This window comes from Variovorax sp. 38R (assembly GCF_014843395.1).
GTDB classification, from domain to species: domain Bacteria; phylum Pseudomonadota; class Gammaproteobacteria; order Burkholderiales; family Burkholderiaceae_C; genus Variovorax; species Variovorax paradoxus_H.
Window position 1 is genome coordinate 5,102,542 of the sequence record NZ_CP062121.1, and the last position, 13,935, is coordinate 5,116,476.

Genomic DNA, 13,935 nt, shown 5'->3' on the forward strand with positions numbered 1-13,935 from the left:
CGGTGCCATCGGCACCCGCGCGCCGGTCTACGCGGCGTCGAGTGCGCCGCTGTGCTCGCGCGCCTGCGCCTGCCATTCGGGCGTCTGCAGAAAGGCCAGCGCCGCATCGAGCGCACGCGCGGGCCGCACGCTCTCCTGCGTCATGAAGCCGATGGGCGTGCGCACCTCGGGCGACACCAGCGGCAGCGCCTCCAGTTCGCGGTGGCTGCGCACGGCCGCCACCATGGCGCCGGGCAGCACGCTGCTGACGGTGCCCACGCTCACGGCCAGCGCGAGCGTGAGCACGGAATTCGTTTCGATGGCCGGCGCCACCGCGGCCACGCCGGCGTCGCGCAGGGCCTGGTCGATGATGGCGCGGTTGTGCATGTCGGGCGTGAGCAGGCACAGCGGCAGCTTGCCGGCTTCGGCCCAGGTGATAGGGCGGCCGATGCGCAGCCGGTCCGCCGAGGGCTTCTTGGCGCGCCGCAGCAGGAAGTAATGTTCGATGCTCTGCGGCCAGGCCTTGAGCTTGACGCCCGGCAGATGCATGCGCTCGGTGTAGCCCAACGCGAGGTCGACCGAGAGGTTCTCCAAGCCCGTCTCCAGCTCCTGCGAGCTCATCGAGAGCACGGCCGGCACGATGCCCGGATGGCGCTGCTGCAGCATCGCGGCAAATCGCGACAGCATCGGGATCGCGGTCGGCACGGCGGCCATGCGCAGGCGCCCGCGCGGGTCATCGGCCTCGCTGCGCAGCTCCTGCAGCAGCACCTCGTTGTCGCGCAGCATGCGCTGCGCCGTGGCCAGCACGCGCTCGCCTTCGTGCGTGAGGCCCACGTACACGCGGGAGCGCTTGACGATGACGACGCCGAACTCGCCTTCCAGCGCGCGCAGCGCGTTCGAAAGGGCCGGCTGCGTGATGTGGCAGGCCTGGGCGGCGCGGCCGAAATGCTTGTGCTCGCTGAGTGCGACGAGGTAGCGCATGGAGGCGAGCAGGTTCATTTCTTCTTGTCCTTTGTGTGCGCTCGTTCGGGGCGCGTGCACAGGCCACCGGGTACTTCCCTCCGCGAATGTCCCCCGGGCTTCGCCCTCCTCCTTGATTTCGCTGCGGGAAGCACCCAATGTCCTGCGCACAGGACGCGCTGTGGGTGCTCACCGATCAACGACCGCTGCGTATGACGCTCACGTCGATGGGGTGCCTTGCGCAGCGAAATCAAGGAGGAGGCCGCAGGCCGGGGGACATTCGCGGAGCAAGGCGCCCCGTCGGCGGGAGCGTCGCCCTGGAACGCGCCCCTATTTCACGTGTTCTTGCTGATCGAAATCGTCGGGAACTTCGCCGAGAAGTCCTTCGCCTTCTCCGCAATCCCCACCGCCACGCGGCGCGCCACGGCCTTGTAGAGCGCAGCGACTTCACCGTCCGGATCGGACACCACCGTCGGCGCCCCGCTGTCCGCCTGCAGCCGGATGTTGATGTCCAGCGGCAGCGCGCCCAGGTATTCCATCTGGTACTCGGCCGCCATCTTCTTGCCGCCGTCCGCACCGAAGATGTGCTCCGTGTGGCCGCAGTTCGAGCAGATGTGCACCGCCATGTTTTCCACGATGCCCAGGATCGGCACGCCGACCTTCTCAAACATCTTGATGCCCTTGCGTGCGTCGAGCAGCGCGATGTCCTGCGGCGTGGTGACGATCACCGCGCCGGTCATCGGCACGCGCTGGCTCAGCGTGAGCTGGATGTCGCCGGTGCCCGGCGGCATGTCGACGATCAGGTAGTCGAGGTCTTTCCAGTTGGTCTGGCGCAGCAGCTGCTCGAGCGCCTGCGTGGCCATGGGGCCGCGCCAGATCATGGCCTGGTCGGTGTCGACCAGGAAGCCGATCGACATCACCTGCACGCCATGGCGCTCCTTGGGCTCCATGTTCTTGCCGTCGATGCTCTCTGGGCGGCCGTCCAAGCCCATCATCATGGGCTGGCTCGGGCCGTAGATGTCGGCGTCGAGCAGGCCCACGGTGGCGCCCTCGGCGGCCAGCGCCAACGCCAGGTTGGCGGCCGTGGTGCTCTTGCCCACGCCGCCCTTGCCCGAGGCCACGGCCACGATGTTGCGCACGTTGGGCATCAGCTGCACGCCGCGCTGCACCGCATGGCTGATGACCTTGGTGACGATGTTGACCGACACGTTCTCCACGCCCGGCACGGTCTTGGCCGCGGCCACGAGCGACTTGCGGATGGCCGCGTGCTGGCTCTTGGCCGGATAGCCCAGTTCGAGCTCGAACGAGACGTCGCCCTCGGCGATCTGGAGGTTTTTGAGCGAGCGCGTCGCTGCGAATTCTTTGCCGGTGTTAGGGTCCGTGACGCTCTTGAGCGCGTCCATGAGCCCGTCGGGGGTGAGTGCCATTGATCAAACTCCTGAATGGCGGGTAGTCTATTCGGCCTGCCAAGCCCGCACCGGACAGCGTTCAATACCCGAAAACCCAGACACCAAAAAAGAATGCCCGAGACACGCCCCGCCTCCGGCCTGCTGCTGACAGGCGGCGGCGCCCGCGCCGCCTACCAGGTCGGCGTGCTCGAAGCCATCGCCGAGATCCGGCGCGACGCCCTGGCCGCCGGCGCGGCCATCGGCAGCGGCAACCCGTTCCAGGTCATCACCGGCACCTCGGCCGGCGCCATCAACGCCGCCGCGCTGGCCTGCGGCTCCGACGACTTCGACCGCGTGGTCGCGCACATTGCGCAGGTGTGGGGCAACTTTCGCGCCGAGCAGGTCTACCGCGCCGACTCGCTCTCGGTGCTCGGCAGCGGCGCGCGCTGGCGCATGCTGCTTGGGCTGGGGCGTTTCGCGGCCAACTGGATGCGCATCAAGCCGAAGTCGCTGCTCGACAACGCGCCGCTGGCCGACCTGCTCGCGCGCCTGGTGCCGCTGGACCGGCTGCCGCAGCTCATGCAGCAGGGCCACGTGCAGGCGCTGGCCGTCACGGCGTCGAGCTACAGCTCGGGCGAACACGTCACCTTCTTTGAAGCGGCCGTGCCGATGGAGCCCTGGGTGCGCTCGCAGCGCCTGTCGGTGCGCGACCGCATCACGCACGCGCACCTGATGGCCTCGTCGGCCATTCCGTTCGTGTTCCCGGCCACGGCGTTGCCGATGCCGCCGGGCCACACCGAGTACTTCGGCGACGGCTCGATGCGCCAATCCGCGCCCATCGCGGCGGCGATTCATCTGGGCGCGCAGCGCATCGTGGTGATCGGCGCGGGCCGCATGCACGAGCCGCGCGACGAGGCTGCGCCCAACACGCACAGCGGCTACCCGACCATGGCGCAGATCGCGGGCCATGCGCTGTCGAGCATCTTTCTCGATGCGCTCGCGGTCGACATCGAACGGCTGCGCCGCATCAATCACACGCTGGGCCTGATCCCCGAAGAGGCGCGCGCCGCGAGCACGCTGCGCCCGCTCGACCTGCTGGTGATCTCGCCCTCGGAGCGCATCGACATGATCGCGGCGCGCCACGTCGATGCCCTGCCGGGCGCGGTGCGGCACCTGCTGGGCGGCTCGAAGGTCGCGGCCGATGTGAAGGGCGGCGCGCTGGCGAGCTATCTGCTGTTCGAGTCGGGCTACACGCGCGAGCTGATGGCGCTCGGGCGCGCGGATGCGGTGCGGCAGCGGGACGAGGTGGTGCGGTTCTTTGGGTGGGTGCCAAAGTGATGGCGCCAGCGGTCGACTGAAAGCCCGCCGCTCACCCCGCCTCGTCCACCAGCCCCAGCACCACATCCAGCAGCACATTCGCGCCCTGCACCAGGTCGGCGCTCGCCGTGTGCTCCTTCGGGTTGTGGCTGATGCCGCGCACGCTCGGCACGAAGATCATGGCGGCGGGCGCGATGCGAGCCATCATCTGCGCGTCGTGGCCCGCGCCCGAGGTCATGCGGCGGTGGCTCAGCCCGCGTGCGTGCGCGCTGGCTTCGATGACGCGCACCAATCGCTCGTCGAATTGCACCGGCTCGAAACGCGCGAGCGTGCGGGCTTCGATGGTCACGCCTTCGGTTGTTTCGAGCTGCCGCAGGTAGTCCGCCAACTCGCACTCGGCGTCCTGCAGCGTCGCCTCATCGGTGTTGCGCAGATCAACCGTGAGCGTGGCGCGCGCTGCGATCACGTTGATGAGGTTGGGATGCAGGTCGATCGCACCGACGGTCGCGACCTGGCTGCCGCCGTAGCGTCGCGCCAGCTCGCGCACGAACACCGCGATGGCGGCGGCGCAGTAGCCCGCGTCGTGGCGCAGGCGCATCGGCGTGGTGCCCGCATGGTTCGACTGGCCGGTGACGACGATCTCCTGCCATGAGATGCCCTGCAGGTCGGCCACCGCGCCGATGGTGACGCCTTCGGCCTCCAGCACCGGACCCTGCTCGATGTGCAGCTCGACAAACGCATGCGGCACCAGCGTGCCGCAAGGCATGTCGCCCGCGTAGCCGATGCGCGCGAGTTCGTCGCCCAGCCGCGCGCCGTCGGTGGCAGTGATGTCGAGCGCCGCATCCAGCGCCAGGCCGCCCGCATGCACCAGCGAGCCCAGCATGTCAGGCATGAAGCGCACGCCCTCTTCGTTGGTGAAGGCGGCGACCACGAAGGGGCGCAACGTCTGGCGCTGGCGTTCGTTGAGCCAGCGCACCACCTCGAGGCCGGCCATCACGCCGTAGTTGCCGTCGTAGCGCCCGCCCGTGGCGACGGTGTCGATGTGCGAGCCGGTCATTACGGGTTTGGCGTCGGGCCGTTGGCCGGGGCGGATACCGAAGATGTTGCCGATGCGGTCGATGCGCACGGTGAGGCCCAGGTCCTGCATCCACTGCACGAGCCGGTCGCGGCCCGCCCGGTCGGCGTCGGTGAGCGCGATGCGGCAGACGCCGCCTTGTGCGGTCGCGCCGATGGCGGCGTGCGCGTCGATGCGCGCCATCAGCGCCGCTTCGGCGATGCCTTCGCGTTGCAGCCATTGCGCCTGCGCCGTCACGACTTCTTCGCCCGAGCGGCCGGTCAGCGCGCGGTACACGCCGGGTGCGGTTGCGCCTTCGGTACTGAACAGCAGCACGCGCGAGCTGGCGTCGAGGCCTGCGGCGCGCGCCAGTTCAGGGTCCGCCGCAAGCACCTGCAGCGCCGCCAGGCCGGCCGCGCCGGACTCGCCGACCAGCACGGGCACGTCGCCCGCCTCACCGGTGGCGAAGGTGCGCATGGCGTGTTCGGCGTCGGCATCGGTCACGGTCATGAAGAGATCGACCGAGGGCTGCAGAAAGCGCCAAGCGAGCGGCGAGGTCTCGCCGCAGGCCAGCCCGGCCATCACGGAATCGACGCTGCCGGTGGCGCGGTCGGGGCGGCCGCTGCGCGCGCTTTGCAGCAGGCAGTCGGCCTGTTCGGGTTCGACCACGATCAGCGTCGGGCGCGCGGCGCCGTAGCGCTCCCAGACATGGCTGGCCACGCCGGCCGCGAGCCCGCCAACGCCGCCTTGCACGATGACGTGGGTGAAGGGGCACGGCGCGCCGGGCGCGGTGGTCTCGAGCAGCTCGTCGACGAGGATGCCGTAGCCCTGCATCACGTCGCGCGGAATCTCTTCGTAGCCTTCGTAGGATGTGTCGGAGACCACCTCCCAGCCATTGGCCTGAGCCAGGCGCGCGGCCTCCTCCACCGAGGCGTCGTAGTTGCCGGCGATGCGCACGATCTCGGCGCCGAGCGCGGCGATGGGCGCCTCGCGCTCCTCGCTGACCTGCGCGTGCAGCACGATCACGCAGCGGCAGCCCATGCTCTGCGCGGCCGCGGCCAGTGCGCGGCCATGGTTGCCGTCGGTCGCGCTGATGACGACGAAGTCGCGCAGCGCTGCGGCGTGCCGGCCCGCGAACAGGTTGGCCGGCGTCCAGCCCCGGTCGGGCCAGCGGCGCAGCACCAATCGCAGCAAGGCCACGGGCGCGCCGAGCACCTTGAAGCTACCGAGCGCGGAGCGGCGCGATTCGTCTTTCACGATGACCTGCGCGATGCCCAGTTGCGCCGCGAGCCGGGGCAAGGGCCACGCGGGTGTCGGCTGCGGTGAGAGCCGGTCCCAGGTGGACAGCCACTGGCGGCTCTCGCGGCCGCGTGCGATGTTCATGACGGCCTGCAGGGCCGCGTCGTAGCCGCGCCGTTGCGCGTGAGGATTGGCGAAGAGCATGAGAAGAAAACCGGAAAAGAAGAATTGATCAGGCCGCGGTGCGCACGGGAAGCCGCAATCGCACGATCTCCGCGAAGTAGCGCGCGCCCGTGGTCAGCACGGCGTCGTTGAAGTCGTAGCGGCCGTTGTGCAGCGGCGTGCCGCCGGGCTCGCCCTCGGCGCCGTTGCCCAGGAAGACGAAGGCGCCCGGCACGGCGCGCAGGAAGGCGCCGAAGTCTTCCGAGATCATCATCGGCGCGACATTGGCATCGACCTTCTCGGCGCCCACCACGGCCGTGGCGGCGGCCACCGCGGTCGGCACGCACTCGGCCCGGTTCACGGTGGGCGCGAACTCGTGCGTGTAGCTGAAGGTGCAGTCCGCGCCGTGCATGCGGCAGATGCCTTCGCTGATCTCGCGCATGCGCGCCTCGAGCATGCGCTGCACGGCGGGGTCGTAGCTGCGCGTGTCGCCCTTGATGACCACGTTCGACGGAATCGCGTTGCGGATGCCGTCGGTGATGAACTCGGTGCACGACACCACGGCCTGCGCACCCGGGTCGAGCGTGCGCGACACGATGGTCTGCAGCGCCAGCACGATCTGCGCGCCGATCACGATGGGGTCGATGCCCATGTGCGGCCGCGCGGCGTGCGTGCCCCGGCCGTGGATGTGGATGACGAAGTTGTCCTCGCTCGCCATCAGGCCGCCCGCGCGCGTGGCGAAGGTGCCGGCGGGCAGGCCGGGCATGTTGTGCAGGCCGTAGATCTCGTCGACCGGGAAGCGAGTGAACAGGCCGTCGTCCATCATGGCCCGGGCGCCGCGGCCGTGCTCTTCGGCAGGCTGGAAGATGAAGCGCACGGTGCCGTCGAAATCGCGCCGCTCGCGCAGCAGCTGCGCGGCGCCGAGCACCATCGCCATGTGGCCGTCGTGGCCGCAGGCGTGCATGCGCCCGGGCGTGCCGGAGGCGTAGGGCCGCTCGGTCGCGAGCTCGGTGATGGCCAGCGCGTCCATCTCGGCGCGCAGGCCGATCACGCCCGGCCCGCTGCCCACCGTGAGGCTGGCGACCAGCCCGGTACCGCCGATGCCGGTGTGGACCTCGAGGCCCAGCGCCCGCAGCGCGTTGGCAATGAAGGCCGAGGTCTTCGCCTCTTCGAAGCCGGTCTCGGGCATCGCATGCAGCTGGTGCCGCCAGCCGGCCAGCTGGTCGCGCAAGGGGTGGTCTGGAAACTTCATGGCGAGATGCTATTGACAACGCAGCGGGACAGGTGCGCAAAATGAGCTGCTGCCGCGCAACGTTTTTGCGTGAGACATCGCCTTTTCATGACGCCCCTCGACGCCCTCGACCTGCACCTGCTCGAACTGATCCAGGCTGACAGCCGCCTCTCGCAGGGCGAACTCGGCGAGCGCATCCACCTGTCGACGGCGGCGGTGAACCGTCGGCTCAAGCGCCTGCGCGACGAGGGCGTGATCCAGCGCCACGGCGCCGTGCTGTCGCCCGCCGCGCTCGGGCACCCGCTCACCATCGTGGTCGAGGTCGAGGCCGAAAGCGAGCAGATCGAACGGCTCGACGCCATGAAGCAGAGCTTTCGCGACTGCCCGCAGGTGCAGCAGTGCTACTACGTGACGGGCGAGTGGGACTTCATCCTCGTGTGCGTGGTGCGCGACATGGCGCAGTACACCGCGCTCACCCGCCAGCTGTTTTTCCAGAGCAACAACGTCAAGCGCTTTCGCACGCTGGTGACGATGGACCCGGTGAAGGTGAGCCTGGATGTGCCCGTGTCGGTGGGGGGCTGAGGGCGCGGGCTCAGCGCACCGGCAGCATCGACCGCAGCATCAACAGCACCGCGCCGACGATCGGGGCCATGGCCAGCAGCCGACCGGGTTCGAAGGCCAGCCCTGCGATAGCGCCGATGAAGCAGCCGGCCTTGATCCACGTCGGCACCGCGGCCCAGCCGCGCCGATGGGTCACGGCGAGGGCGACCAGCGCGATCCAGCCGAGCGCACCGCCGAGAACCGACAGCGTCCAGCTCAGCAGGTAGAACGCCGAATCCACGTCGCGGAACGCGAGGGCCGTGCCCAGGCCGCGCCAGGTGTGCCACCAGCCGTCGAACAGCAGGAAGCCGGTGGCCGAGGCGGCCCACCAGAAGAAGGCGTAGAGACTGGCAAGGCCGGCGAGAGCCGCCAGCCCGCCCAGCAAGCGGCGGGTGATGTCGTCGAAGGGTGTGTGGTCGCGCCAGGCGGCTGTCTGTCCGTGGTCCATGGTCGGAGCTCCATTGGGTTCGCAATGGGTCCGACGGTAGGCGGCGAATGTGCGGGCTGGATGAAGCCTGTGTGAACGCGGGGGATCAGGCCTCGGGTGCTTCTGGCGTGTCTGGCGCGTCAGGGGAAATGCCCAGCTCCGAGCACACACGTCCCAGCAGCGCCTTCAGCGACGCCACCTCGGTCTCGAGCCGCGCCACGTTGGCCTTGAGCGCCGCGACTTCGCCGAGCGAATCGCCGTGCGTCGCAAAGGCGCCGTCGCCCGATGCGCCCGGCCCCGCCACCTCTTCCGCCGGCGGCCCGCTCAGCAGGTGCGCCCAGCGGCTTTCGCGTGCGCCCGGCAGGCGCGCCAGCTTCACCACCAGCGCACCGGCCGGACGCTCGGACAGCTCGTTGAGGAAGCCCTCGACCGACGAGATGTCGGCAAAGTTGTGCATGCGGTCGCAGGCGATGCGCAGCTCGCCGGCCGTCTGCGGGCCGCGCAGCATCAGCACGGTGAGCAGGATGACCGACTGCGACGGGATGCGCAGCACGCGGTCGGCGTTGTGTTCGTAGCGGAAGGCGCGCCCGCCGCTGGTTTCGGCCACGAGGCTGTAGCCCCTCAGGCTCTCGATGGCGGCTTGCACCTGCGACTCGCTGAGTTCGAGCACCGGGTTGCGGCTGGTCTTCTGGTTGCAGCCCGACACCAGCGAGTTGAGCGTGAGCGGGTAGCTGTCGGGCACGGTGCGCTGCTTTTCGGCCAGCACCCCCAGCACGCGGGTTTCAAGGAGGGACAGGACGGGCAGCGGTGTGGACATGGCGCAGGGATAAAAAGCAGAAGTGAAAAGGCAGCAGGGCCTCAGGGCGCCACCACGGCCAGCATCGGCCCGAGGTCGCGCACGAAGTCGTTGCGCTGCAGTGTCTTCGAGTAGATCGCCGACACGGTGCCGTCGAGGTACAGCGCGTCGCGGCAATGCAGCACATCGCGGAAGTAGAGCGCGAAATCGTAAAAATTCACCGGCGTTTCGGCAAAGACGAAGACCGCCGTCGCGCCCGACACGCACACGCCGTTGCGGGTCTTGCGCGAATCCGAATTCGGAATGAGCGCCGGGTGCACCGCGCCGTGGCGCAGCAGCAGCGGGCCCGATTGCGTCGCCAGCTGCACGCCGCCCTTCGCAGCCACCGCCGGGTACTCCGACGCCTCGACGATGCGCGGCCCCTCGGCTGTCACCAGGAACACGCCGTTGGGCTTGCGAAAGAAATTGCCGACGCCGTCGGCCAGATTCAAAGGCGCTTCTTCGCGGCCTTCGCGCACCAGCAGGCCGACCGGTGCAAAGTCGGCGTGGTACATGCCGGCGTTCACCGCGAACAGCAGTTGCTTGTGGCGCGCCTTCAGCCAGGTCTCAAGCCGGTCGAAACGCTTGAAGGCGGTGCCCGTGTCGTCGTTCAGGAACAGCGCCAGCCGTTCGGTGCGAAGGTCGACCTTCACGACGGTGTAGCGCGGCGCATCCGTGGCCCCGGCCGCAGACCACGCCAGGCCGGCGAGCAACAAGACCAGCGCAGGCAGCAGCAATTTCTTCATGCGACGACCTGCGCTGCCTTTTGCTTGCTTGCTCAGCCGCCGTTGATGCGCGCGACCAGCGCCTGGGTGAAAGCGGCGGTGTTCGCCGTGCCGCCCAGGTCGCCGGTGCGCACGTTGTCGATGTTCAGCGTCTGGTCGATGGCCGTGCGCAGGCGCGTGGCCAGCTCGGGCATCTTCGTGTGGTCGAGCATCATCGCGGCGGCCAGCAGCAGTGCGGTCGGGTTGGCGATGCCCTTGCCGGCGATGTCGGGCGCCGAGCCGTGCACGGCCTCGAAGATCGCAGCGTCGGTGCCGATGTTGGCGCCCGGTGCCATGCCCAGGCCGCCGACGAGGCCGGCCACGAGGTCCGACAGGATGTCGCCGAACAGGTTGGTCGTCACCAGCATGTCGAACTGCCAGGGGTTCAGCACCAGCTTCATGGCGCAGGCGTCCACGATGATCGAATCGAGTTCGAACTTGCCCTTGTACTTTTCGGCGTAGAGCTGCTCGCCGGTTTCCAGGAACAGGCCGGTCAGCACTTTCATGATGTTGGCCTTGTGCACCAGCGTGACCTTCTTGCGGCCGGTGGCGATCGCCGTGTCGAACGCGTACTCGAGCACCCGGCGGCAGCCCTGGCGCGTGTTGATGCCGGTGGCCATGCCCACGGCGTGCGGGTCGCCGTCGATGCGCACGTAGTGCTCGTGGCCGATGTAGAGGCCCTCGAGGTTCTCGCGCACGATCATCAAATCGATCTTGTCGAAGCGACCGCCCGGGATGATGGTGCGCGCGGGGCGCAGGTTGGCGTACAGCTGGAACTCCTCGCGCAGCCGCACGTTCGACGAGCGATAACCGCCGCCCGAGGGGGTTTCGAGCGGGCCCTTGAGGGCGAGCCGGGTGCTGCGGATGCTGTCCAGCGTGGCCTTGGGCAGCGGGTCGCCCGAGGCCTTGACGCCGCCCAGGCCGGCGATCTGGGTGTCCCACACGAAAGGCGCCTTCAGCGCATCGAGTGCGGCCAGGGTGGCGTCGACGATTTCAGGGCCGATGCCGTCGCCGGGGATCAGGGTTGCGGGAATGGGGGTGGTCATGGAAAGGCGCCCTCGTGAGGTCAGGTGAAGGGGATCGCGGCCGGTTCGGCGCGAAGGCTGAAGAATAACGCCGGCCCCTCGCGGCCGCCGGGCCTCAGGCGCGGCCTCAAAGGGTCATTCGAAGGCGCTCGCTTTCGGCCAGCACGAGGAGCGTGTGGCTCATGGCTCGACCTCCTGGTCGACGAGCGACGCGCGGCGCACGACACGGCCCGGGGCCAGCAACGCACCGGGCGCAACAACGGCATTGGCGCCGATGCACGCCCCATCGCCGATCAGCGCGCCGAACTTGTCGCAACCGGCGGGCTGCAGCGCCCCGCCCGGTCCGCTGCGCACCCTGATCTGCTTGTCGGCGCGCTCGTTGCGGTGATTGCACACGATGCTGCCCGCCTCCATGTTCACGCCCGCGCCGACGATCGAATCGCCGACGAAGTTGAAATGCGCCAGCGCCGAGCCTGCGAACACGAAAGACGATTTCAGCTCGGTGCCCGGCCCGATCGTGCAGCGCGCATCGACCCAGTTGCCGCCGCGCAGGTAGGCGCCCGCGGCCACGAAACAGCCTGCGCTCAGGATCAACGGCCCCTTGAGCACCGCGCCGGGCTCGACCACGGCGTCGCGGTGAACGGCCACCTCGCCGTCGATGGCATACACATGTGCCGGCAGCGCCGCGAGCAGCCGGCGCACGATCTCGGGCGCGCGCGGCGGCAGTTCCCAGGGCAGGAGCGCGCCCCAGGGCGCCAGGGGAGAAGCGGCGAATCCCGCGACGTAGGCGGACAGGTCGATGGCATGCGTCATGGGGTCGATGCTGCCACCGAACGCACGGGCGGACGCCGCCACCTAAAATGCCCGGTTCCGTCCGTACCACTCCCGAAAGCGCCCTCCCCGATGTCCGCCCCGCGCAAGCTCTTCGTTACCACCGCCCTGCCGTATGCCAACGGCAAGTTCCACATCGGCCACATGATGGAATACATCCAGGCCGATATCTGGGTGCGGAACCAGCGAATGAATGGCGCCGAGGTCAACTTCGTGTGCGCCGACGACGCGCACGGCGCGGCCATCACCATCGCGGCCGACAAAGCCGGCGTGACGCCGCAGGCCTTCGTGGCCGAGATCGCCGCGGGCCGCAAGCCCTACCTCGATGGCTATCACATCGCCTTCGACAACTGGCACTCGACCGACGCGCCCGAGAACCACCAGCTCGCACAAGACATCTACCGCGACCTGCGCGCCAACGGCCTCATCGAGACCAAGAGCGTCGAGCAGTTCTACGACCCGGCCAAGGGCATGTTCCTGGCCGACCGCTTCATCAAGGGCGAGTGCCCCAACTGCCACTCGAAGGACCAGTACGGCGACAACTGCGAGGTGTGCGGCGCCGTGTACGCGCCCACCGAGCTGATCAACCCGTACTCGGCGCTGTCGGGCGCCAAGCCCGAGCTGCGCAGCTCGGAGCACTTCTTCTTCAAGCTGTCGGACCCGCGCTGCGAGGCCTACCTGAAGGAATGGACCGCCGCCCCCGGCCACGTTCAATCCGAAGTGCAGAACAAGATCCGCGAGTGGCTCTACAAGGACGACGAAGGCAAGGGCGGCCTGGGCGACTGGGACATCAGCCGCGACGCGCCCTACTTCGGCATCGAGATCCCCGATGCGCCGGGCAAGTACTTCTACGTGTGGATGGACGCGCCCGTGGGCTACTTGGCGTCGCTCAAGAACCTGCTGGACAAGCGCTGCATCGAGCTGGGCGGCGACGGCATCTCGTACACCGAGTACATGGCCGACCCCGAGCTGGAGCAGGTGCACTTCATCGGCAAGGACATCATCACCTTCCACACGCTGTTCTGGCCCGCGATGCTGCATTTCAGCGGCCGCAAGGCGCCCAACGCCATCTACGTCTGACTTCATCGACCCTGTCGACGACCCCTTGCGCTACTACATCGCCGCCAAGCTCAACGGCCGCAACGAAGACATCGACTTCAACCCCGACGACTTCGTGGCGCGCGTGAACAGCGACCTCGTGGGCAAGTACATCAACATCGCCAGCCGCGCGGCCGGCTTCATCGGCAAGCGCTTCGGCGGCCAGCTGGGCGCGGTGTCGGCCGACGGCGAAACGCTGCTGTCGACGCTGCGCGCTGCAGCCACGCAGGTGCAGTCGCTGTACGACAGCCGCGACTACGCCCGCGCGCTGCGCGAGGTGATGGCGCTGGCCGACAAGGTGAACGAGTACGTCGACCAGAACAAGCCCTGGGAACTGGCCAAGAAGGAAGGCGCCGAGGCGCGCCTGCACGACGTGTGCACGGTGTGCATCGAAGCTTTCCGCCTGCTCACGCTGTACCTGAAGCCGGTGCTGCCGGCGCTGGCCGTGAACGTCGAGGCCTTCCTGAAGATCGCGCCGCTGACCTGGGCCGATGCCGCACAAGCGCTGCCGGCCGGCCACGCCATCGGCGACTACAAGCACCTGATGCAGCGCGCCGACCCCAAGCAGGTCGACAAGCTGTTCGACGTGCCTGAAGCGGCAGCAGCAGCCGCCGCGCCCGTCGCCGTGGAAGCGCAAGACCTGCCGGGCGGCGAAGCCATCGCGCCGACCATCACCATCGACGACTTCGTGAAGATCGATCTGCGCCTCGCGAAGATCGTGGCCTGCGAGAAGGTCGAGGGCTCGACCAAGCTGCTGCGCCTGACGCTCGACGCCGGCGAAGGCAAGACGCGCAACGTGTTCAGCGGCATCGCCTCGGCCTACCAGCCGGAGCAACTGGTCGGCAAGCTCACGGTGCTGGTCGCCAACCTCGCGCCGCGCAAGATGAAGTTCGGCATCAGCGAAGGCATGGTGCTGGCCGCGAGCCATGGCGACGAAAAGGCCCACCCGGGCATCCACGTGCTCGAGCCCTGGGCGGGCGCGACGCCGGGCATGCGCGTGCGCTGATCAGTTCAGAAGACGAGAA

General features: G+C 68.8%; 11 protein-coding genes and 2 pseudogenes. 3 read left to right on the plus strand and 10 right to left on the minus strand.

Annotated features, from left to right (window positions below):
• Positions 1-27 precede the first annotated feature (27 nt).
• Together IG196_RS23680 and apbC are read right to left on the minus strand one after the other, a co-directional pair.
• On the minus strand, positions 28-978 hold the full coding sequence (locus IG196_RS23680; RefSeq protein ID WP_192193266.1) for a LysR substrate-binding domain-containing protein: 951 nt from the start codon (positions 976-978) through the stop codon (positions 28-30).
• A gap of 296 nt (positions 979-1,274) precedes the next feature.
• Complete coding sequence (gene apbC / locus IG196_RS23685; RefSeq protein WP_192193267.1) at positions 1,275-2,366, minus strand: iron-sulfur cluster carrier protein ApbC; 1,092 nt, start codon at positions 2,364-2,366, stop codon at positions 1,275-1,277.
• A gap of 93 nt (positions 2,367-2,459) precedes the next feature.
• Here apbC and IG196_RS23690 point away from each other — a divergent pair, with 93 nt between their 5' ends.
• Positions 2,460-3,665 carry a patatin-like phospholipase family protein gene (locus IG196_RS23690; protein WP_192193268.1) on the plus strand — a complete coding sequence of 402 codons (1,206 nt, stop codon included), beginning with the start codon at positions 2,460-2,462 and terminating at the stop codon, positions 3,663-3,665.
• Between the two features lie 31 nt (positions 3,666-3,696).
• On the opposite strand, the gene IG196_RS32130 is transcribed toward IG196_RS23690, so the two are convergent.
• From IG196_RS32130 to IG196_RS23700, 3 genes and pseudogenes are all read right to left on the minus strand, one after another.
• Complete coding sequence (locus tag IG196_RS32130; RefSeq protein WP_225617098.1) at positions 3,697-4,902, minus strand: M20 family metallo-hydrolase; 1,206 nt, start codon at positions 4,900-4,902, stop codon at positions 3,697-3,699.
• A gap of 69 nt (positions 4,903-4,971) precedes the next feature.
• Positions 4,972-6,141: pseudogene (locus tag IG196_RS32135) on the minus strand (diaminopropionate ammonia-lyase); the annotation flags it as partial.
• A 28-nt stretch (positions 6,142-6,169) separates the two neighbouring features.
• On the minus strand, positions 6,170-7,351 hold the full coding sequence (locus tag IG196_RS23700; protein WP_192193270.1) for a M20 aminoacylase family protein: 1,182 nt from the start codon (positions 7,349-7,351) through the stop codon (positions 6,170-6,172).
• Between the two features lie 87 nt (positions 7,352-7,438).
• Between IG196_RS23700 and IG196_RS23705 the strand changes: the two genes are divergently transcribed.
• Positions 7,439-7,912, plus strand: coding sequence for an Lrp/AsnC family transcriptional regulator (locus IG196_RS23705; protein ID WP_099792200.1), 474 nt, complete (start codon positions 7,439-7,441; stop codon positions 7,910-7,912).
• 10 nt (positions 7,913-7,922) lie between these two features.
• On the opposite strand, the gene IG196_RS23710 is transcribed toward IG196_RS23705, so the two are convergent.
• The 5 genes from IG196_RS23710 to IG196_RS23730 form a co-directional block, all read right to left on the minus strand.
• Entirely contained in the window at positions 7,923-8,378 is a 456-nt protein-coding gene (locus IG196_RS23710; RefSeq protein WP_192193271.1) for a hypothetical protein, read from the minus strand.
• Between the two features lie 85 nt (positions 8,379-8,463).
• A complete protein-coding gene (locus tag IG196_RS23715; RefSeq protein WP_192193272.1) occupies positions 8,464-9,174 on the minus strand; it encodes a YceH family protein in 711 nt (236 codons plus the stop codon).
• Positions 9,175-9,215: 41 nt separating this feature from the next.
• The gene (locus IG196_RS23720; protein WP_192193273.1) at positions 9,216-9,938 is read right to left on the minus strand and encodes a phosphodiester glycosidase family protein; all 723 of its coding nucleotides are present in this window, start codon (positions 9,936-9,938) and stop codon (positions 9,216-9,218) included.
• Positions 9,939-9,970: 32 nt separating this feature from the next.
• On the minus strand, positions 9,971-11,002 hold the full coding sequence (locus tag IG196_RS23725; protein ID WP_192193274.1) for an isocitrate/isopropylmalate dehydrogenase family protein: 1,032 nt from the start codon (positions 11,000-11,002) through the stop codon (positions 9,971-9,973).
• Positions 11,003-11,161: 159 nt separating this feature from the next.
• Entirely contained in the window at positions 11,162-11,794 is a 633-nt protein-coding gene (locus IG196_RS23730; protein ID WP_192193275.1) for an LpxA family transferase, read from the minus strand.
• 90 nt (positions 11,795-11,884) lie between these two features.
• On the opposite strand from IG196_RS23730, the pseudogene metG reads away from it, so the two are divergent.
• Positions 11,885-13,916, plus strand: a pseudogene (gene metG, locus IG196_RS23735) (methionine--tRNA ligase).
• Positions 13,917-13,935 lie beyond the last annotated feature (19 nt).